18 protein-coding genes are annotated in these 18,344 nt (G+C 72.3%); 6 read left to right on the forward strand and 12 right to left on the reverse strand.

What is annotated here, in order from left to right:
* Positions 1-8: 8 nt before the first annotated feature.
* From OHA21_RS12915 to OHA21_RS12940, 6 genes are read right to left on the reverse strand one after another with little or no spacing between them, the layout of a single operon-like run.
* On the reverse strand, positions 9-365 hold the full coding sequence (locus OHA21_RS12915) for a hypothetical protein (protein ID WP_328473595.1): 357 nt from the start codon (positions 363-365) through the stop codon (positions 9-11).
* Positions 341-2,155, reverse strand: a complete 1,815-nt coding sequence (locus OHA21_RS12920) for a CHAT domain-containing protein (protein ID WP_328473597.1) — start codon at positions 2,153-2,155, stop codon at positions 341-343. The genes OHA21_RS12915 and OHA21_RS12920 overlap by 25 nt, the downstream gene beginning before the upstream one ends.
* The gene (locus tag OHA21_RS12925) at positions 2,152-3,327 is read right to left on the reverse strand and encodes a hypothetical protein (protein WP_328473599.1); all 1,176 of its coding nucleotides are present in this window, start codon (positions 3,325-3,327) and stop codon (positions 2,152-2,154) included. Before OHA21_RS12925 ends, OHA21_RS12920 begins: the two co-directional genes overlap by 4 nt.
* Complete coding sequence (locus OHA21_RS12930; protein ID WP_328473601.1) at positions 3,327-3,980, reverse strand: hypothetical protein; 654 nt, start codon at positions 3,978-3,980, stop codon at positions 3,327-3,329. Before OHA21_RS12930 ends, OHA21_RS12925 begins: the two co-directional genes overlap by 1 nt.
* Positions 3,981-3,984: 4 nt before the next feature.
* The gene (locus tag OHA21_RS12935) at positions 3,985-5,508 is read right to left on the reverse strand and encodes an Hsp70 family protein (RefSeq protein ID WP_328473603.1); all 1,524 of its coding nucleotides are present in this window, start codon (positions 5,506-5,508) and stop codon (positions 3,985-3,987) included.
* Entirely contained in the window at positions 5,501-6,037 is a 537-nt protein-coding gene (locus tag OHA21_RS12940; protein ID WP_328473605.1) for a nucleotide exchange factor GrpE, read from the reverse strand. The genes OHA21_RS12935 and OHA21_RS12940 overlap by 8 nt, the downstream gene beginning before the upstream one ends.
* A 111-nt stretch (positions 6,038-6,148) precedes the next feature.
* Here OHA21_RS12940 and OHA21_RS12945 point away from each other — a divergent pair, with 111 nt between their 5' ends.
* From OHA21_RS12945 to OHA21_RS12955, 3 genes are all read left to right on the forward strand, one after another.
* Positions 6,149-7,489, forward strand: coding sequence for an FAD-binding oxidoreductase (locus OHA21_RS12945; RefSeq protein ID WP_328473606.1), 1,341 nt, complete (start codon positions 6,149-6,151; stop codon positions 7,487-7,489).
* A gap of 70 nt (positions 7,490-7,559) precedes the next feature.
* The gene (locus OHA21_RS12950) at positions 7,560-8,333 is read left to right on the forward strand and encodes a hypothetical protein (protein ID WP_328473608.1); all 774 of its coding nucleotides are present in this window, start codon (positions 7,560-7,562) and stop codon (positions 8,331-8,333) included.
* A gap of 4 nt (positions 8,334-8,337) precedes the next feature.
* Entirely contained in the window at positions 8,338-8,703 is a 366-nt protein-coding gene (locus OHA21_RS12955; protein WP_328473610.1) for a GntR family transcriptional regulator, read from the forward strand.
* A gap of 41 nt (positions 8,704-8,744) precedes the next feature.
* On the opposite strand, the gene OHA21_RS12960 is transcribed toward OHA21_RS12955, so the two are convergent.
* The 4 genes from OHA21_RS12960 to OHA21_RS12975 all read right to left on the reverse strand — a co-directional run bounded on the left by OHA21_RS12960 (position 8,745) and on the right by OHA21_RS12975 (position 12,400).
* Positions 8,745-9,359, reverse strand: a complete 615-nt coding sequence (locus OHA21_RS12960; RefSeq protein WP_328473612.1) for an RICIN domain-containing protein — start codon at positions 9,357-9,359, stop codon at positions 8,745-8,747.
* Positions 9,360-9,413: 54 nt separating this feature from the next.
* A complete protein-coding gene (locus tag OHA21_RS12965; protein ID WP_328473614.1) occupies positions 9,414-10,262 on the reverse strand; it encodes a helix-turn-helix transcriptional regulator in 849 nt (282 codons plus the stop codon).
* 8 nt (positions 10,263-10,270) lie between these two features.
* The gene (locus OHA21_RS12970; RefSeq protein WP_328473616.1) at positions 10,271-11,185 is read right to left on the reverse strand and encodes an SDR family oxidoreductase; all 915 of its coding nucleotides are present in this window, start codon (positions 11,183-11,185) and stop codon (positions 10,271-10,273) included.
* 87 nt (positions 11,186-11,272) lie between these two features.
* A complete protein-coding gene (locus OHA21_RS12975) occupies positions 11,273-12,400 on the reverse strand; it encodes a PucR family transcriptional regulator (protein WP_328473618.1) in 1,128 nt (375 codons plus the stop codon).
* Between the two features lie 130 nt (positions 12,401-12,530).
* Here OHA21_RS12975 and OHA21_RS12980 point away from each other — a divergent pair, with 130 nt between their 5' ends.
* The 3 genes from OHA21_RS12980 to OHA21_RS12990 are packed head-to-tail and all read left to right on the forward strand — an operon-like array spanning position 12,531 to position 15,957.
* Entirely contained in the window at positions 12,531-13,814 is a 1,284-nt protein-coding gene (locus tag OHA21_RS12980; RefSeq protein WP_328473620.1) for a flavin-containing monooxygenase, read from the forward strand.
* The gene (locus OHA21_RS12985; RefSeq protein ID WP_328473622.1) at positions 13,811-14,638 is read left to right on the forward strand and encodes an SDR family NAD(P)-dependent oxidoreductase; all 828 of its coding nucleotides are present in this window, start codon (positions 13,811-13,813) and stop codon (positions 14,636-14,638) included. Before OHA21_RS12980 ends, OHA21_RS12985 begins: the two co-directional genes overlap by 4 nt.
* Positions 14,635-15,957: an MFS transporter gene (locus OHA21_RS12990; protein WP_328473624.1), complete on the forward strand. Its 1,323-nt coding sequence runs from the start codon at positions 14,635-14,637 to the stop codon at positions 15,955-15,957. Before OHA21_RS12985 ends, OHA21_RS12990 begins: the two co-directional genes overlap by 4 nt.
* Positions 15,958-15,964: 7 nt before the next feature.
* Here the strand turns inward: OHA21_RS12990 and OHA21_RS12995 are convergent, their stop codons facing one another.
* Positions 15,965-17,296 carry a hypothetical protein gene (locus OHA21_RS12995; RefSeq protein ID WP_328473626.1) on the reverse strand — a complete coding sequence of 444 codons (1,332 nt, stop codon included), beginning with the start codon at positions 17,294-17,296 and terminating at the stop codon, positions 15,965-15,967.
* The gene (locus OHA21_RS13000) at positions 17,275-18,312 is read right to left on the reverse strand and encodes an NAD-dependent epimerase/dehydratase family protein (protein WP_328473628.1); all 1,038 of its coding nucleotides are present in this window, start codon (positions 18,310-18,312) and stop codon (positions 17,275-17,277) included. Before OHA21_RS13000 ends, OHA21_RS12995 begins: the two co-directional genes overlap by 22 nt.
* Between the last annotated feature and the right edge of the window lie 32 nt (positions 18,313-18,344).

Here is an 18,344-nt window from a genome sequence, read left to right on the forward strand (position 1 = left end):
GTAGGGGATCACCCGTTGGCGAGGCGATCGATTTCCTGCTCGCCGACCTCGGCCAGCGGCACGCGTTTGCCGTCGATCTCCACGTAGCCCGTCCGGATTCCTTTGAAGTTGCGGATTATCCGGGCGATCTCCGGCATCAGGGCGTTGATCTCCTGGGCCGCTTCCCGGACGCCGCGAACCACGACGACCGCGACGGCGATGATCGCGATCACCTCCGCGCCCGCTATCCGCATGTTGTCGGGGGCGGCGTCGGCCTCGGCCACCCCGCCCAGGCCGGCGATCTCCTCCTGCACCTGGCGGGCGACTTCTTCGACGTCCGGGCCCGGCTCGACTTCAAGACTCAGCACAATTGTCGACTCGTCCATTGCTGTTCTCCCTGGGTAGCCACCCGTCCCAGCGCCGTCACACAGAACGGCGCCCAGAACTGCGGCGATTTGTGAACGGGGCGAGCGGCGGCCCGGAACTCCGCGACCGCCCGCTGGTGAGCCACCTCGGGCGGGCAACCGGTGACGAGGTGGCGGTGCAGGATGCCGGTGAGCGCGGGACCGACGGCGTCGTGGACCGGCCACAACGGGCTGATGATCCGGTGCGCGCCCGCGGTGAAGAGGGCAGCCTGCAAGCCGAACACCTCGTCGCCGGGCACACCGTCGAGGCCGCGCCCGCCGATCGAGCGTTGCCCTGCGGAGCAGGCACTGAGCACCACGGTTTCGGGTTGTAGCCGCCAGGTGCTGATCTCGAGGCCGTCGAGCACCTCGTCGTACAGATGCAGCCGGGATTCCATCGGGGTGTCGCCGAGGACGTTCTCCGCGTGGCTGGCGATGTGAATGCAGTCGAACCGGGACAGGTACCCGGTGGCAGCCCAGCGTCGCAGCCGGTCCCCGGTGGCGGCGGTGGAGTACAGGCCGATGCTGTGCGCGCCCTGCTCGCTGTAGATCTGCGCGGTGGCTCGTGCCTCGGCTTCGGCATTGGCCAGCGATGGTGGCTGAGCCGACTGCCCCGGCTGGTCGTAGTGGCCGATGCCGATGGTGAGAACGCGCCGTACCGGGCGCTGCCGGTAGGTGAGCAGCAGGCTGGTCAGGTTGGGGATGAACATCACGGCCAGCCGGTCGATGAGGTGGCCGCCGTCGCAGCGCAGGGCATGGAACGGTATCGCATGCAGGTGCTGGTGCGGCGACACGAGCAGGCGGCGCGTGCCGCCGGATAACTCCGGTAGCAACTTCGGCCAGGTGGCGACCACACCTCCGATGACAGATCTGTCCGAGGACATCGTGGTGATCCGGTGGGCGTCGAGGCTCAATGCGTCTGCTTCGTCGCCGGAGAGGGTGAGCCGTTGCACGGCGACGTCCCGGCGGTCCAGCGTCACCACGAGAAGCTGTCGCTGGTCCAGCCAGAAGTAGTAGAGCACCGTCTCGTCGGCGGACAGCCGGCGCTGGACCGCGTCGACGCTGAAATCCGGCAGGTCGCCGGCGGCGTTGCGCAGCCGTCCGATAGCGATCAGATCCCACAGCCATCGCCGTTCCGTCCGCAGCTGGGCGACCTCGTCGCTGTCGGCCGTCTGCGCGAGCCGCCGGCCGAGCGCCTGGAAGCGTTGCTGCGCGTCCTCGTCGGAGAGCGCGTCGGTGGCGCGGCCGCGCAGCACTCCGCGGGCTTTGACCAGCTCCGCGCGCTGCAGCACCGCCTCCACGTCGCCGCGTTCGAGCGCCGCGCGCACGCCGAGGCGGTACAGCGGCTCGGAGAAACGCAGGTAGGAGCTCTGCATGTAGGGGGCGCTGACCTTGTACCGGCGGTCCTCGACCAGCGCGATGCCGCGGGCGCACACCGATTCCAGCGCCGGCCAGTCGCGCAGTCCGGCGGACGCCTCGGCGGTCAGCGACAGGGCCCGGATCATCAGGTCCGGCCGGTCCGCCGGCACGATGGGGCGGGCGTCGCCGGCCACGGCCAGCGCCTCCCGCCAGCGCTCTGCGGCGGTCAGGATCGCGGCCCGCCGCAGCATGGCGACCGCGACCAGCGCGGGAACGCCGAGCCGGCGGGCGCGGGCCTCGAGCAGGGCGGCGTCGGTGAGCAGGTCGTCGCGGCGGCCCTGGCTGCGCTGCAGGTTGCGGGTGTGCAGCGCGGCGAGGTCGCGGGTCAGGGCGTTGAGCTCGCCGTAGCTCATCGCGGCCCGGTTCCGTCCGGCGGTCCGAACAGGTCCGGCAGGGCGGCCATCATCAGCCGGGAGAAGTCGGTGTTGGCGTCCGGATCGTCGAGTCCCGCGGCCAGCTGCTGGTAACGCTCGGCCTGCCCGGTCTCGCCGCGACCCTGATGCACCTGGATCCAGCAGGCGTAGATCCGCGAGTAGAGGTTGCGCACCAGGATCACTTCGAGCAGCCGGGCGCCGGATTCGGGGGAGCGGGCGAAACCGGTCAGGGCCTGGGCCAGCTCCTGCGGGCTCGGGCCGGCCGGATCCGGATAGCCGAGCTCGGCCAGTTCGCGTTCGGCGCGCTGCAGCAGCGGGATCGCGTCGAAGTCGTTGCCGGTGCGCTGGTGCAGCTCGGCGAGCTCCAGGACGCGCTGAACGGCCTCGACCGAGGGGCCGGTGGCGGCGTCGATGGCGGCCTGCAGGCGTACCACCTCGGCATCGACGTCACCGGCGTCCTCGGACGCCAGGCGGGCCCGGCGGCGTCCGGCCTCGGCAGCCTCGTGCTCGTCCCCGGCCCGGCGGTGCAGCAGCGCGGACTGTTCGTGGTGCCGGGCCGCCTCCTCCCGGCGGCCCAGCACCTCCGTGGTGCGGGCCATCGAGTCGTGCACCTCGGCGCAGCGCCGCAGCAGATCCGCCTCGGACACCAGCCCGTCGCCGGGCGGGCCGTCCGCCAGGATCCGTTCGTAGCCGGCGAGCACCTCGCCCAGCTCGTCCAGCAGCGCGGCGTCGGCGCGGCCGATCATCGTGCGCGGCAGCAGGGCCAGGTGACGCCGTTGCAGGTCCATCACGGCCAGCGCCGGAGTCGCCGACACCTGCGCGGGTTCGTCGACGGTGATCCGGTCCAGCCAGTAGCCGAACCGGTCCCGGCCCGGATCGGGCGCCACCTCGATCTCCGGCAACGGCGGGGTGTCCAGGTCGCGCCCGGCGACCGTGCGGCCGAACAGTTCGACTCGCAGGGTCCGCAGCGAGAGCAGCGCGCGACGGCGGCGGGCATCCGCCGCCGCCTCCCGGATCATGTCTTCCAGCGTCCGGTACGCCGACGGGCTGAGCAGGATCGTCCGGTTGGACACGGCGAACGCCCGAGCCTGCCCGGCGTCCGGCATGGTGATGATCTCGTCGAGGAACGTTCGGACGGACTGCAGCTCCATCACGTACGCACCAGGCGAACCATGGTCATGCCGACCGGATAGTTGAACTGTGACCAGACGAGCCGGCCGGTGATCACCTTGCCGTTGCGTGCCACCTCCAGCACCCCGTTGGCGACCTGACCCGCGGCGTTCCGTCCGGCGTAGTCGATCCGGCGCCCGCGCAGCTGCCCCTCACCGGTGAAGACCGGCTGCCCGAAGCCGTCGGTGCCGCTGACCCGCAGGAAGGTGTCGTTCTGCTCGATCTGCACCAGGGTGCCGGTCGAGTCGCGCCAGAGCCCGCTCAGCGACGACGCCGGGGCCAGCCGTGGCGCCTCGGCCTGGGCCTGCTTCTTGTTCTCCAGATAGGTCTGCAGACCCTTGGCGGCCAGGGTGCCCAGCACCGACCAGAGCGGTTTGTCCTCGGCAGCGGGCTCCGCGACTGGCGGGGTGCCGTGCCGCCGTTGTTCCCAGACGGCGCGGTACTGCGCGTACTTCTCCGGGTCGTTGAAGATCTTCATCGCCTCGGTGAGCAGACCGGCTTCGACAGCGCCCCGGTGACCGCGTTTCGCCCGGGCCTTCTCGTGGGCGGCCTTGAGACGCTGGTAGTTGGTCTCCCGGGACTGGTCCGCGTCCAGCTCGCCGAGCTCGTAGTAGTCGATGAAGTAGTCGGGCATCGTGTCAGCGCACCTTGGCCTGCTCGACCCGGCGGATCGCGTCGTTCTTCGCCCCTTCGGACATCAGCGCGCTGTACTCGATCGTCGCCCGCAGCTCCCGGCCGGTGCCCTCGTCGCGGGCCCGCACGTGCACCATCCCGGACTTGTCGTACTCCAGGCTCACCGCGATCTTCGGTACGCCACGCGGCTGCGGAGCGATGCCGCTGAGCACCCCCGCGTCGCCCACCTTGATGCACTCCTCCGGATCGTCGTCCTCGCCCTGCAGGATCTCGATGTGCACCGAGGTCTGGTTGTCCTCGAACGTGCTGAACACGTCCCCGCCGCGCGCCGGGATCGGCGAGTCCTTCGGGATCACCTTGCTGTTGCGCGACGTGCCGTCGTCCTCGCGCACGACGATCCCCAGCGAATGCGCCGTCACATTGCGGAACTTGGCCGGTGGCCGCACCTTGCCGGACGTGTCGCGCACGGTGACGCCCCGCTCGTTCGCCGCGTAGATCGCCGCCCCGAGCGCCACCACCTCGTCGGGGTTGATGCCGGTCTCCGGTTCGCGGCCCAGCAGCTCGCGCACCATCCGCTGCACCGCCGGGATCCGGGTGGAGCCGCCGACCAGCAGCACCTTGTCCACGTCGGCCGCGCTCATCCCGGCGTCGGCCAGCGCGGTCTCGGTCAGCTGCTGGGTCTGGTCGATGTAGTGGCCGATCAGCTGCTCGAACGTCGAGCGCTGCAATTCCAGGTCGAGGAACTTGCCGCCGGCGGTGAGGTTGACGAAGGTCTCGTCGGCGTCCGACAGGTCGATCTTCGCCTTCTCGGCGCGGTCCCAGAAGTCCTGGTGGAACCGGGGATCCTCAAGCGGCCGGATGCCGTGCTCGGCCTCGAACTGCTCGGCGAAGTACCCGGCCAGCGCCTCGTCGAAGTCGGCGCCGCCGAGCGCGTGGTTGCCGTTGGAGGTCTTCACCTCCAGGTTGCCGCCGGTCAGCCGCATGATGGTGATGTCGAACGTCCCGCCGCCCAGGTCGTACACCAGGATCGTCCCGTCGGCGGCCGCGCCGCCCAGGCCGTACGCGATCGCCGCGGCCGTCGGCTCGTTGATGATGTCGATCACCTCGAGGCCGGCGATCTCGCCGGCCGTCCGGGTGCGGTGCCGCTCGAGGTCGGCGAAGTAGGCCGGGACGGTGATCACCGCCTGGCGCACCTCCTCGCCGAGTTCCGCCGCGGCGTCCTGCTTCAGCTTGCGCAGGATCAGCGCCGACAGCTCCTCCGGCGTGTACTTCTGACCGTCCTCGCCGGAATACACGAAGTCCGGCCGGCTCATCTCCCGCTTGATGAACTGGACGACCTGCTGCGGCCGGGCCACCGCCGAATTGCGGGCCAGCTCCCCGACGATCCGCTCCGCGCCGCGGATCATGACAGCCGACGGAGTCAGCGTGTGCCCCTTGTTGTTGTGGATCATCGACGGGCGGCCGTGGTCGTCGACGACCGCCATCGCCGACATCGTGGTCCCCAGGTCAATACCGATCGGCTTACTCATCGCGTACTCCATCGCTCGGGCCGTACCGGCCCACCACCACCGATTCCGGCCGCAGCACCCGGCGCCCGTCGCGGAAGCCGAGCCGGACCACCTCCACCACAGCGCCGTCCAGCGCGGCGTCCGCTGTCGGCCGTACCTCGATCGCCTCCTGCACCGCCTCGTCGAACGGCGTGCCGACGCCGCTGCTGATCGGCGAGACGTCCTGCCGCTGCAGCGCCTGCACCAGCTGCTCGCGCAGGCTGCGCAGCCGCGCCTGCAGGATCTCGGCGGACGCGGCGCCCAGCGCGCACGCCTGCAGCGTCTGCTCGACCGTGTCGTGCAGCTGGATCAGGTCGCGCAGGACCCGGCTGAGCATGTGGCGGCGCAGCCAGTCGTCGCGGTAGTTCGTCAGCTCCGTCATCAGGTGCTCGGACCACTCGCGGTGCTGCTGGTCGTCGGAGATCTTGTTCTCGAAGAGCTGGTGCAGTCCGGCGAGCCGGCCGTCGATACGCTCCAGCGCGGCGAACACCTCGGGCGGGTCTGAGGTCATCTCGGCTCCCAATACAGGTGCATCCCAGGCTCCCGCTGCACGGGTGGTACTTCCAGCCAGCGTCCTCGATCCGACCGCACCGGGCGTGCCCAGCCGATACCGTCACCGGCCATGAGTGTCACGAGTGTTCTGCGTCAGCGCCTCGGCGAACGTCTGGTCACGACGGACGACGACGGCTTCGCCGACGCCCGCAAGGTCTGGAACGCGGCCGTGAGCACGCAGCCGGCCGGGATCGCCCGCTGCGCGGACGCCGCCGAGGTCAGCCGGGCCGTGCATGCCGCCCGCGAGCTTGGACTGCCCCTTTCGGTACGCGCGGGCGGGCACGACTGGGCCGGCCGGGCGCTCCGCGACGGCGGCCTGGTCGTCGACCTGACCCGGATGCGCGGGGTACGCCTCGACACCGCCGGCCGCACCGTCAGCGTGCAGGGCGGCGCCACCGCCGCCGACCTGCTCACCGTCACCGCGCCGCACGACCTGGTCACCGCCACCGGCGTCGTCAGCTCGGTCGGCATGGCCGGGCTGACCACCGTCGGCGGATACGGCGCCCTGATCGGCCGGCACGGGCTGGCGCTCGACAACCTGCTCGACGCCGACGTGGTGCTCGCCGACGGCACCCACGTGACGGCCGGGCCGGACGACGACAAGGAACTGTGGTGGGCGCTGCGCGGCGGCGGCGGCAACTTCGGCGTCGTGACCCGCCTGCGCTACCGGCTGCACGAACTGCCCGTCATCCTCGCCGGGATGCTGATGTTCCCGGTCGCCGAGGCCGCGGCGGTGCTCGCCGGCTACGCCGAGGTGGTGGCGGAGGCGCCCGACGAGCTGACCGTGATGTGCGGATTCCTGCCGGGGCCGGACGGGCGGGCGCTGCCGTTCCTGTGCCCGTTCTGGTCCGGGACCGACCGGTCCGCCGGGAAGAAGGCGGTGGACCGGCTGCGCTCGCTCGGGCATCCGATCGTGGACCAGGTGGTCCCGATGCCGTACCTGGGCGCGCTCGCCATGTTCGACGGCAACGTCTCCGCGGAGAACCACTACCTGCTGCGCAGCCGCTGGTTCCCGGAGATGTCGCCGGCCGCCGCGCAGGCCCTGATCGCGGGCGCCGACACGCTGCCGTCGCCGTACTCGGCGCTGATCATCAACCGGTTCCACGGCGCGGCCGCACGGGTCGATCCGGACGCCACGGCCTTCGCCCTGCGCACCCCGCACCAGGTGGCCGAGGTGATCGCGGTCTGGCCGCCGGGGGAGACCCCGGACCGGCCCCGGGCCTGGGCGGACTCGGTGGTGGCCGCCCTGGATCCGGTCGCGCTGCCGGGCGGCTACCCGAACCTGCTCGGGCCGGAGGAGGACGAACGGGCCCGGGCGTCGTACGGGCCGAACCTGGACCGCCTGCTCGCCGCCAAACGCGCCTACGACCCCGACAACGTCTTCGCCTCCGCGGTGCCGGCCCTGTTGTAGCCGCCCCGGTTGACTTGTCTCAAGTCTTGACGCACTCTGTTGAGACAAGACTTGAGACAAGGGAGGCGTCATGACGGACGCAGCGATGCCGGCGGCGGACCGGGAACGCGGCCGCCTCTGGCTGGCCGTGCACGGGCTGCCCGACGACCGGCCCACCTCGTTGCTGGTGACCCGGGTGGCGGTCCGGCAAGGGGCGCGCCTGATCGCTGCCATCCTGCTGGCCGTGTTCATCTGCGTGGTCGCTCTGACCTACGTCAGCAATCAGCCGTGGTCGCTGGCGGTGCTGACCGTGATGGTGGTGGCGCTGGTGCTGGGCCAGGCGCTGCTGGACTGGTGGGTGCGCCGGACCGACCGGCGGGCCGCAGCCACGCTGACGCGACGGGTGGCTCACGCCGTGCCGCTCGGCTGGCGCACGCTTCTCGGTGTGCCACTGGCCGCCTTCGTGGTCGCCATCTTCGCCGGCGCGACGGCGATGGCGGTCAACGCGCTCACCGTCCCCGAACCGACCGCCAGGTATGCGGGGATCGTGCTGCTCATCGGGCTGGCCGGGACCGCAGTCAGCATGATCATCCAGCTGCGTCACGCGCTGACGTATCCGGCCGTCGCCGACGACCAGGTGTCCCTGGCCGCCGACGTGGTCATCCGGGTCGAGGACGCCCGCGACATGACCGTGCCGTCCGTGGTCTGGTCACTTCCGGTCACGTCGGTGTTCGCCGCCGCGCCCGGCTGGTGGAACGCCGCCTGGATGGTCTTCATCGCCCTCAGCGCCGTCGCCCTCGCCCTGATCACCTGGCGGACGCCACGCCCCGGCGCGGTGGCCCGGCAGGTCACGAACGCGGCCTGACCCGATGATCGTCATCGACTCGGCCTCGCCGGTTCCGCCGTTCGAGCAGCTCCGGGCCCAGCTGGCCGGCCAGATCCAGGACCACACCCTGGCCGTCGGCACCCGGCTGCCGGCCATCCGCCGCCTCGCCGCCGACCTCGGCCTGGCCATCAACACCGTCGGGCGCGCCTACCGTGAGCTGGAAGAGGCGGGCCTGATCGAGACCCGCGGCGCGGCCGGTTCCTATGTGACCGCCGCCGGCGAGGAGGGGCGGGAGAAGGCGCACCGGGCCGCCGCGGAGTACGCCGCCGTGGTCGCCCGCAGCGGGATCGGCGCCGAGGAAGCCCTGCGCATCGTCCAGGCCGCGCTGACCAGGAGCCTCACCACGTGACCGCGGCTCCCGGCCGCCATGGCCGGGAGCCGCGTCATTCTCTAAGCGGCCGGCCGCATTTTCCAGAGCTGGTCAGGCACGACGAAATCCCAGCAGTCGTCGTACCGAACCACCCAGTTGTCGTCGGAGCCGAGGCACCGGGTCAGAGGACTGCGGGAACCATATGCCGGAACGATGTAGAAAGTGCCGGCGTACAGGCCGTTCATGAGCCAGAAACGCTGTTGAGTCCCGGAGTGGCAGTCCCACAATTGCAGACGCATGCCGCCACCGGGCGCTTTGTCCTGGACGTCGAGGCAACGCCCGGTGTGCCGGACTTTCATCCGGTAGGTGCGGTAGCCGGCCATCGTGCCGTAGCTCTCGAAGATCCACTGTGTGTCCCAGGCCAGAGTGCAGCCGTAGTCGTGCGGAGAGGCCAACACGTCGGCGCCGTTGCCGCCTGCGGGTGCGGTCAGGCAGAACTCCGCCGCCTCACCGCGCTGCCAGATGGTGTAACCGTTGCCGACGACCGGAACGACGTCGGCTCGGGCAGGTGTCGGGGCGACGAAAACGAACAGCATGCTGACGAGCGCCGTTAAAAAGACATGCAGGCGTAATTGCATTTCTCCCCCAGTGAGAATGCGATGGAATGAAGGCGATGTGCCGAATTCCGCCGCCACGGTGGAGTCGGCACATCGGTCCCTGCAGGAACGCCCAGATCGTATACGATCAATTTACGGGGTGTCCATATCCCATCGAAGATCCCCAATGGCGGCCAGCAGCTGCAGCTTCTCGTGGCTCTCGCTGCCCGGCGACGCGGTGTAGACCACCAGTTGCTGCGACAGGTCCGGATCGATCAGGCGCTGGCAGTTCAGCTCGAGCAGCCCCACCGAAGGATGCTGCAGCCGCACCGGCCCGCAGTACGTCGGCGCCACCGGATGCCCCCGCCACAACTCAGCGAACTCGGCACTGGCGGACAGCAGCGCGTCGACGATCTGCGCCGCCCGCGACGACGGGCCGGAGCGGGTGTACGAGTCGTGCAGATCAGCCACGATCATCCGGCTCTGCTCCGCCTGGTCAGCCGCGGGCACCAGCAGCCGGCTCGCCGGATCGGTGAACCACCGGTAGTGCTTGCTGCGCGCCAGCCCGGCATGCCCACTGTCGTCGCCCAGCAGCGCCACCGCCAACCGGGTCTGCAGCAGCGCCTCCCCGAGGTGTGAATAGACCACGGCAGGCGCGTCCTGCAGCCCGTCGAAGATGCGCATCATGCCGGGATTGACGTGCCCGTTGTCCGCGGCCCGGCGCGGCGCCGCGTATCCGCCCAACCGGAACAGATGGTCCCGTTCCTCCATCGACAGGCGCAGCCCGCGGGCCAGCGCGCCGAGCATCTGCTCCGACGGGTGCGGCCCGCGCGGCTGCTCGAGCCGCGTGTAGTAGTCGATCGACATGTCGCTGAGCACCGCGACCTCCTCACGCCGCAGCCCGCGGGTGCGCCGCCGCGGCCCGCGAGGCAGGCCGACGTCCTCCGGCTGCAACGCCTCCCGCCGGCTGCGCAGGTAGTCGGCCAGCCTCGCGCGATCCACGTGTTCTCCTAACGAGCGACGGTGAGGTCCCACAGCCGCGCCGCCGTGCCGGCGTCGCGGGCGGGACGGTAGAGCTTCAGTTCGGCCGGCCCGCCGGTGAACTGGCCGACGCCGTCCGGCCCGTACAGCCGGCCGCCGTGCGCATCCGGGCTGGTGGCGGCGTACAGGGCGGGCTGCAGTCCGTCCTCGACGCTGTGCACCAGCACACCCCAGCGGTGCAGCCGGGTGAAGATCGCCTCGTGCGGCGCGGGCTTGTCGCGCCCCAGGTTCGGCCCGGCCGCGTACAGGCCGGTCATCGTGGTCCCGGGGTGCGCCGCGTTGCTGACGATGCCCCAGCCCGCAGCGCGGCTGCGCCGGTCCAACTCGATCGCGAACAGCAGGTTCGCCAGCTTCGACTGCCCGTAGGAGCGCACCGCCGAGTACTTCTTCTCGCTCTGCAGATCGTCCCAGTCGATCCGGGCCTGCCGGGCGGAACTGCTGGTCATCGTGGTCACCCGGGCCTGCCCGGCCCGCAGCAGCGGCAGCAGCCCGAGCGTCAGCGCGGCGTGCCCCACATAGTTGGTGCCCCACTGCAGCTCCAGGCCGTCGGCGGTGGTGTGCCGGGTCGCCGGAGCCATCACCCCCGCATTGTTGATCAGGAGGTTGACCGGCCGGCCCTCGGCATCGAGGTCCTTCACCAGGGCGTCGACCGAGGCCAGCGAGGCCAGGTCAAGAGCACGCAGCGAGGCAGCGGCGCCGGGCACCGCATCGCGCAGCCGGCTCAGCGCCGCCTCACCCTTCTCCCTGTCGCGTACGGCGAGCAGCACCTCAGCCCCCGAAGCCGCGAGCCGTGTCGCCAAGCCCAGACCCAGCCCACTGCTCGCGCCTGTCACGACCGCGAGCCGCCCGCTCAGGTCCACCGACGGCATCGTCACTTTCTGCACAACCACTCCCAGGTCAGCGATGTTTCCTCCACGCTGACGCGCCCCGCCGGCGCCAACCATGGTGCGCCGGTACAAGGCTGGGCAGGGTCAGGTCGCCTCCCGCAGCCAGGTGCGGCACAGCCACCACGCGGTGGTCGCGCCGAACGTGCCGGCCGGGTCGACCCCGGTGACCTCGGCGAACCGCCGCACCCGGTTGCGCACCGTGTTGGGGTGCACGAACAGCCGGTCCCCGGCGACGGTGACGTCCCGGTCGCTCTCCAGATAGGCCAGCACGGCGTGCGCCACCGGTTCGGCGTTGACGCCCAGCACGCTGCGGGCCCGCTGATGGCGTTCGAGCAGGGCGGTGGCCAGGTCGCCGCGGTCGGTCAGCGCCGCCACCCACGCCACGTCGGCGATGTGCACGACGCCGGTGCGCCCGGCCGGCTCGGCGGCGGCCAGCGCGGCGACGGCGTGCCGCTGGACCGGCGCCAGCTTGCCGGGTTCCGCCGGACCGGCCAGTCCGGCCACCGCCCCGGCCGCGACCACCCGCGTGGACGGCGCCCGCGACGTGACCGCCACGAGCAGATCGTTGACGACCGCGCACAGCACCGGCGGGTGCTCCCGCAGCGCCCGTTCCACCCCGGCGGCGTGCTGCGGCCGGGCGACGAGCACCCACAGTCCTTCGGCGGCCGGCAGTCCCGCCTCGGCGACCGCGAGCACCGCTGCCGATCCGCCGTGCAGCAGCCGCCGCAGGATCGCCGCGTCCCGGCTGCCCGGCAGCGGTTCCACACCCGCCTTCGCGGCCCGGTGCGCCGTGATCAGCCGGGCCCGGACCGCCTCCGCCCAGTCGTCGTACAGCTCCCGGGCGTCCAGCAGCCGGTCCGGCCCGACCCCCTCACTGCGGCCGACCTCGCGGGCGCGGGCCCAGATCGCGCGTTCGGCGACGTGGATGGCGCCCAGCACGGCCTCGATCGGCACGCCCTGCCGGGCCCGGGTGACGCCGAGTTCCTCGACGAACGAGAGCTCGGCCTCGGTGGGGCCGCGCCGGGCAGCGAGGGCCCGGGTCGCCGCGGTGAGCAGCGCACGGGTGTGCCCGGCGATGTCGGACGGCGCCAGCACCGCGACCTGCGGCACCGTTGCGCGCACCCCGTTGATCACCGACGGCAGCAGGTCCTCGTCGCCCATCACGCGTTCGATCAGGTCGACCACGGCCGTCCAGCCGTCGGGTGCGTTCATGACCGTCATGCTGCCCCGATGTTGTGGTGGCCCACAACGTGGGGTGGGAACGGCGTGGTTCGCACCATGTCCAGGGCGGCGGCCCAGGGCCTACGGTTTGGCGAGAGCTACAACATCGGTAGGAGATGTCATGCGTGTCGCCGTGATCGGCGCGGGCGCCGCCGGCCTGGCCGCGGTCAAGGCCCTGCTCGACGCCGGCTGTGAGCCGGTCGCCTACGAGCGTGGGGAGCGGCCCGGTGGGCTGTGGGCCGGCAACGCGTACGCATCGTTGCACCTCAACACCAGCAAGGGCCGCACCGAGTTCGCGGATTTCCCGATGCCGGCGCACTGGCCCACCTACCCGTCGGCCGATCACATCGGCGAGTACCTGGCGGACTACGCCGACAAGTTCGGGATCACCGAGCGCATCCGGTTCGGCAGCACCGTCACCAGCGTCGAACGCGACGGGTTGTGGGCGGTGACAACCGAGGCCGGGGACACCGAGCGCTACGACGCGGTGATCGTCGCCAACGGCCACAACTGGGCGCCGCGCCTGCCCGAGCCCGGCTATCCGGGCACGTTCGACGGCGTCCAGATGCACGCCCACGACTACCGCACGCCGGACGTCTTCACGGGTAGGCGGGTGCTGGTCGTCGGGATGGGCAACTCGGCCATGGACATTGCTGTGGACGCGTCTTACACGGCCCGCGGCCCGGTGCTGCTGTCCGCCCGGCACGGCGTGCACATCGTCCCGAAGTACCTGTTCGGCCGGCCGTCGGACGCCACCGGCGGCGCCCTGGCCGTCCTGCCGTGGCGGCTGCGCCAGCGCGTCGCCGAGACCATGCTGCGGCTGGCGGTCGGCACCCCGCAGGGCTACGGGCTGCCCGCCCCGGCCGGCGGGCTGTTCCAGAACCATCCGACGATCAGCGACACCATCCTGCACCGGCTCACCCACGGCGAGGTGGCGCCGCGACCCGGCATCGCGCGCCTGGACGGGAACCGGGTCGAGTTCACCGACGGCGCCGCCGATCCGGTGGATGTGATCGTGTGGGCGACCGGGTACCGCGTACAGATCCCGTTTCTCTCACCGCAGTGGCTGGGGCCGGATCCGGAACGCCTGCCGCTCTACCAGCGGGTCTTCCATCTGGACGAGCCGAGCCTGGCGTTCGTGGGCCTGATGCAGTCCACCGGCGCGGCGTTCCCGGTGGTGGAGGCGCAGGCCAAGCTGGCCGCGGCGTACCTGTCGGGCGCCTATGCCCTGCCGCCTGCTGCTGAGCAGCAACGCGCTGTGGACCGCGCGCTGCGCGCGGCGGTCGAACGCTGGGGAGCCACCGCGCGCCCGCACATGCGCGTCGATTTCGATCAGTACGTTGCGGCGGTGCCCCGCGAGATCGCGGCCGGCCGTGCCCGCCTGGCCCGAGGAGTGCCCGCATGAGCAGCCGTGATCCGAAGGGCATGCGTGTCCTGGTCACCGGTGCGTCCGGAACGTTCGGCCGGGCGATCTGCGCCCGCCTGGACGCGCTCGGCGCGCGGGTCGTCGGCCTGGACCTGGCGCCCCGCGTCGACGACCCGGTCGAGGTGCTGGCCTGCGACATCACCGACGACACGGCGGTGCCGGCCGCGGTGGCCGAGGCGATCGCCCTGTTGGGCGGGCTCGACCTGCTGATCAACAACGCCGGGATCGGCGGGCCGGCCCCGGCCGAACGGGCGCCGGGCGTGGAGGTACGCCGCCAGCTCGACATCAACCTGCTCGGCACCTGGCGGGTGACCGCGGCCTGTGTGGACGCCCTGGTCGCCTCCCGCGGCCGGGTCGTCATGCTGTCGTCGCGGATGGCCGTCATGCAGCTGCCCCTGGCCGCCGCCTACGGCGCGTCCAAGCGGGCCCTGGTCGCGTACGCCGACGCGCTGCGCCTGGAGATCGGCACCCACGTCGGCGTGACCTGCGTGTACCCGTCGGCGGTCCGCAGCCCGATCCACGACTCGACGGCCGCCGCCGGGCTCTCGCTGGAGGGCATGAGCCAGTACGAGCCGCTCGACGGCGTCGTGCGTACCGTGCTGAAAGCTGCGCTCAGCCGGCGCCCGCGCCGCGACCTGCCCACCACCCGGCGCGGCGCCGTGGAATTCTTCCTGGCCCGCCACCTGCCCGCGCTGACCGACCGGATCGTCGCGCGCACCCTGGCCGGCCGGGCCCGCTCCGGCGCGTTCGGGGGCGCCGACCTGGCGGCCGGCGTCGTCGCCCGGCACACGGAGAGCTCATGACCACGGTGCGGCAGGAGAACCGGACGCGGACGAGCGACCTGATCGCGTACGCCACCGGCTCGATCGGCATGGGCGTCTGGGTGACCGTGCCCGGCCTGCTGCTGCTCTACTTCCTCACCCACACGCTCGGCGTCTCCCCGTTCCTGGCCGGCCTCACCCTGCTGCTGCCGAAGATCATCGACGTGGTCGTGCATCCGCTGCTGGGCAGCCGCTCCGACCGCGACGCCCGCCGGGCCGGGCACCGGCGCGGCCTGCTGCGTTTCGGCCTGCTGCTCGCCGTGGCGATGGTCGGCATGTTCACCGTTCCGGCCGGACTGTCCGGTCCGGCGGCCGCGCTGTGGGTCGGCGGCTGGTTCATCGCCGGGAACCTGCTGTTCGCCTGCTTCCAGGTGCCGTACCTGACCACCCCGTCGGACCTGCGGGTCGGCTACCACGAGCGCACCCGCGTCTTCATGTTCCGGATGCTGTTCCTGACCCTCGGCCTGCTCGGCGCCGGCGTCGCAGCCCCCGCCTTGGTGGCCGCGGGCGGGCGCGGCGACTACGCCCGGATGGCGCTGCTGCTGTCCGGGATCATGGTCGTCTCCGGCCTGGTCGCGCTGACCGGGGTGCGCCGCCTCACCGACCATGCCGGATTCCGGACGCCGGACGAGCACGCCCACTCCACCCTCGGCGACATCGCGATCGCCTGGCGCGACCGCGACTTCCGGGCCCTGGTGCTGTCCTACCTGTTCACCGGCACCACCACCCATCTTTTCCTGGCCGCGCTGCCGTTCTACACCGAGTACGTCTTCGGCAACTCCGGCCTGACCGCGGTGTTCATGGGCGCCTTCCTCGGCCCGGCCGTCGTCGCCGGCCCGGTCTGGGCGAAGGTGTCACGGCGCATCGGCAAACAGCGCGGCCTGCTGATCTCCCAGGCAATCTTCGTGACCGGTTCCCTCGCGCCGCTGCTCGGCTACGGCACCGTCCCGGCCGTCGCCGTGGTCGTCGCGCTGGGCATCGCGTTCGCCGGGTTGCAGCTGTTCGCGTTCTCGATGGTCCCGGACGCGGTCGCCGCCGCCGAAGCGCGCGGCATCGCCCGGGCCGGCGCCTACACCGGCGTCTGGACCGCCACCGAGGCGACCGGAACCGCGATCGGCCCGTACGTGTACTCCGCGGTGCTCGCTGTCGGCGGCTTCATCGCCACCACCGAAGGGCAGACGGTGACCCAGCCGGACTCCGCGCACACCGCGCTGCTGCTCGGCTTCACCGCGGTGCCGGCCGCGCTGATGGCCGTGGCTCTGGCGTTCCAGCTGCGCTGGACACTCGACCAAACGCGCTGATCAGCGGTCACCACGCGGTGAGCACCAGATGGTTCACCAGCAGCGCGGTGCCCGCCTGCACTCCCAGCCACGCGCGGCGGTCGCGGTGCGGCAGCAGGACCGCCGCAGCCGGCAACCAGATCGCGAACGGCAGCCAGATCCGCTCCACCTCGGCCTTGCTCAGGCCGGACAGGTCCGCTGCCAGTGCGGCGGCGGCCCACGCGAGCACCAGCAAGGCCACCCGGCAGTGTCGGGCGCAGGCGACAGCGCGGCGCAGCACCACCGCCGCGGCCGGGCCGGCGCACACCGCCAGGGCGGCAAGGTTCGCCCAGATCCAATACGCGTACGGGCGTTCGCTGGCCAACCCTTGGTAATAGCGCTGCCGGACGAGGTGGTAGCCGTCCCACCAGGCGAAACCGAGCAGGGTCATCGTGGCCACCACCGCGGCGGCGGCGGGCACGGCCCAGCACAGCAGCCGCAGCCGGTCGCGGAACAGCCACATCAGCGCCAGCGCCGGCACGGCGAGCAGGATCAGACCATAGGAGAGGTACGCGCACGCGGCCAGAGCGGCCCCACCGGCGGCAACCGCCCACCGCGACGCGCGGGCGAGCCCAACCGCCAGCAGGGCCACCGCGCCCGCGGCCGCACCGGCGAACAGGCCGTCGGCGGAGACACCGATCCACACCGCGCCGGGAAACAGCACCAGGAACGGCAGGGCGGCCCGGGCGTCGCGTTCGTCGCCGACCGCCCGCACGGTGACCGCGACCGCCACGACCGCGGCGCAGCCGGCCAGCACGCACAGCGTCGCGGCCCAGGCGCCGCCGCCGAGCCCGAGCCGGTCCAGGCCGACGAACACGAGCAGGGCGCCGGGCGGATGCCCGGCGACGTGGGTGGTCCACGGGTCGGCGCCGCCCTCCACGATGCGCCCGGCGAATCCACGCACCATGGCCGGCACGTCGGTCACGCCGGGCACCTCGGCGAGGTACTCGAACCGGGTGGTCAGCCGGCCGGCCACCCCGCGCTGCCAGCCGTCCACCAGCGCCAGCGCGAAGGTCCAGGCCACCGACGTCGCCCAGGCAGCCGCCAGCAGCCGGCGCCACGGCAACTGCCCGGCCAGCCGCGGACCCCAGCAGATCACGGTGACGGCGACGGCCACCGCGGCCGGCGTGCCGGGACCGGCGTGCGGCAGCACGTGCCCGAACAGCGGGGCGGCCGATGCGCGAACCGGCCGGCCCATCCAGCCGAGGACCGCGCCGGCCAGCGCGGCGGCCGCGACCAGCGCGAGAACCACGCCGAGCGTCCACCGGTCGGCCTGCGACGACAACCAGGGGCGACGGGTCAGCTGCGCAGGGGCGCGCACGCGAACTCCCGTACCCCGGCGGTGGGCGCGATCGCCGCGCGGAAGCCCAGTTCGGCGGCGGCCCGCTGCGGCGAGGCCACCACGTGCCGCACGTCGCCCAGCCGGAACCGGCCGGTCACCTGCGGGGCCGGCCCGCCGAAGGCGCCGGCCAGGGCGCCGGCCATCGCGCCCACGCTCATCGGCCGGCCCGAGGCGACGTTGTACGCCCGGAAGCCGTCCCCGGCACCGAGCGCCGCCACATTCGCCGCCGCCACGTCCTCGACATGCACGAAGTCGCGCAACTGCCGCCCGTCCTCGAACACCTGCGGCGCCCGGCCCTGCTCCAGCGCGGACCGGAACATCGCCGCCACCCCGCAGTACGGGGTGTCGCGGGGCATGCCCGGCCCGTACACGTTGTGGTAGCGCAGCGCGGCCACCGCGGCGCCGCATTCACGTGCCCAGGCCGCGCACAGGTGTTCCTGGGCGACCTTGGTCGCCGCATAGACGCTGCGCGGATCCACCGGGGCGTCCTCGCTCACCCGCCCGGCGCTCAGTGTCGTCCCGCAGTCCGGGCACCGCGGATCGAACCGGCCCGCCGCCAGATCGGCGGTGTCGCGCGGCGCCGGCCGGACCGGGCCGTGCCGCGGACACGACCAGGCGCCCTCGCCGTACACCACCATCGAGCTGGCCAGCACCAGCCGCCGGATCCCGGCCTCGGCCATCGCCGCGAGCAGCACCGCGGTGCCCAGGTCGTTGCAGCCGACGTACTCCGGAAGATCGTCGGGCCCGGCGCCGAGACCGACCAGTGCCGCCTGGTGGATCACCACGTCGACGCCGCGCAGCGCCTCGCGGACCGCTGCCCGCTCCCGCAGGTCGGCGCGGTGCATCACGACACCGTCCGGTGTCCGTGGCGGCTCGCGGTGCGCCGCCGGATGAGCGCAGTCCAGGACGGACACGTCATGGTCGGCGGCGAGCAGGGCGGCGGTCACGGCCGTACCGATGAACCCGGCTCCGCCGGTCACGAGAATGTGCGTCATGCCGGCGACCGTAGGCCCGCCGGCCGGGGTCC

Origin of the sequence: Actinoplanes sp. NBC_00393 (genome assembly GCF_036053395.1) — a bacterium.
In the GTDB taxonomy this organism is placed as follows: domain Bacteria; phylum Actinomycetota; class Actinomycetes; order Mycobacteriales; family Micromonosporaceae; genus Actinoplanes.

Bases quoted from the DNA above. Each gene is read 5' to 3' on its own strand.
- OHA21_RS12915 (WP_328473595.1), bottom strand. From the start codon at position 365: ATGGACGAGTCGACAATTGTGCTGAGTCTTGAAGTCGAGCCGGGCCCG.
- OHA21_RS12920 (WP_328473597.1), bottom strand. From the start codon at position 2,155: ATGAGCTACGGCGAGCTCAACGCCCTGACCCGCGACCTCGCCGCGCTG.
- OHA21_RS12925 (WP_328473599.1), bottom strand. From the start codon at position 3,327: ATGGAGCTGCAGTCCGTCCGAACGTTCCTCGACGAGATCATCACCATG.
- OHA21_RS12930 (WP_328473601.1), bottom strand. From the start codon at position 3,980: ATGCCCGACTACTTCATCGACTACTACGAGCTCGGCGAGCTGGACGCG.
- OHA21_RS12935 (WP_328473603.1), bottom strand. From the start codon at position 5,508: ATGAGTAAGCCGATCGGTATTGACCTGGGGACCACGATGTCGGCGATG.
- OHA21_RS12940 (WP_328473605.1), bottom strand. From the start codon at position 6,037: ATGACCTCAGACCCGCCCGAGGTGTTCGCCGCGCTGGAGCGTATCGAC.
- OHA21_RS12945 (WP_328473606.1), top strand. From the start codon at position 6,149: ATGAGTGTCACGAGTGTTCTGCGTCAGCGCCTCGGCGAACGTCTGGTC.
- OHA21_RS12950 (WP_328473608.1), top strand. From the start codon at position 7,560: ATGACGGACGCAGCGATGCCGGCGGCGGACCGGGAACGCGGCCGCCTC.
- OHA21_RS12955 (WP_328473610.1), top strand. From the start codon at position 8,338: ATGATCGTCATCGACTCGGCCTCGCCGGTTCCGCCGTTCGAGCAGCTC.
- OHA21_RS12975 (WP_328473618.1), bottom strand. From the start codon at position 12,400: ATGAACGCACCCGACGGCTGGACGGCCGTGGTCGACCTGATCGAACGC.
- OHA21_RS12980 (WP_328473620.1), top strand. From the start codon at position 12,531: ATGCGTGTCGCCGTGATCGGCGCGGGCGCCGCCGGCCTGGCCGCGGTC.
- OHA21_RS12985 (WP_328473622.1), top strand. From the start codon at position 13,811: ATGAGCAGCCGTGATCCGAAGGGCATGCGTGTCCTGGTCACCGGTGCG.
- OHA21_RS12990 (WP_328473624.1), top strand. From the start codon at position 14,635: ATGACCACGGTGCGGCAGGAGAACCGGACGCGGACGAGCGACCTGATC.
- OHA21_RS13000 (WP_328473628.1), bottom strand. From the start codon at position 18,312: ATGACGCACATTCTCGTGACCGGCGGAGCCGGGTTCATCGGTACGGCC.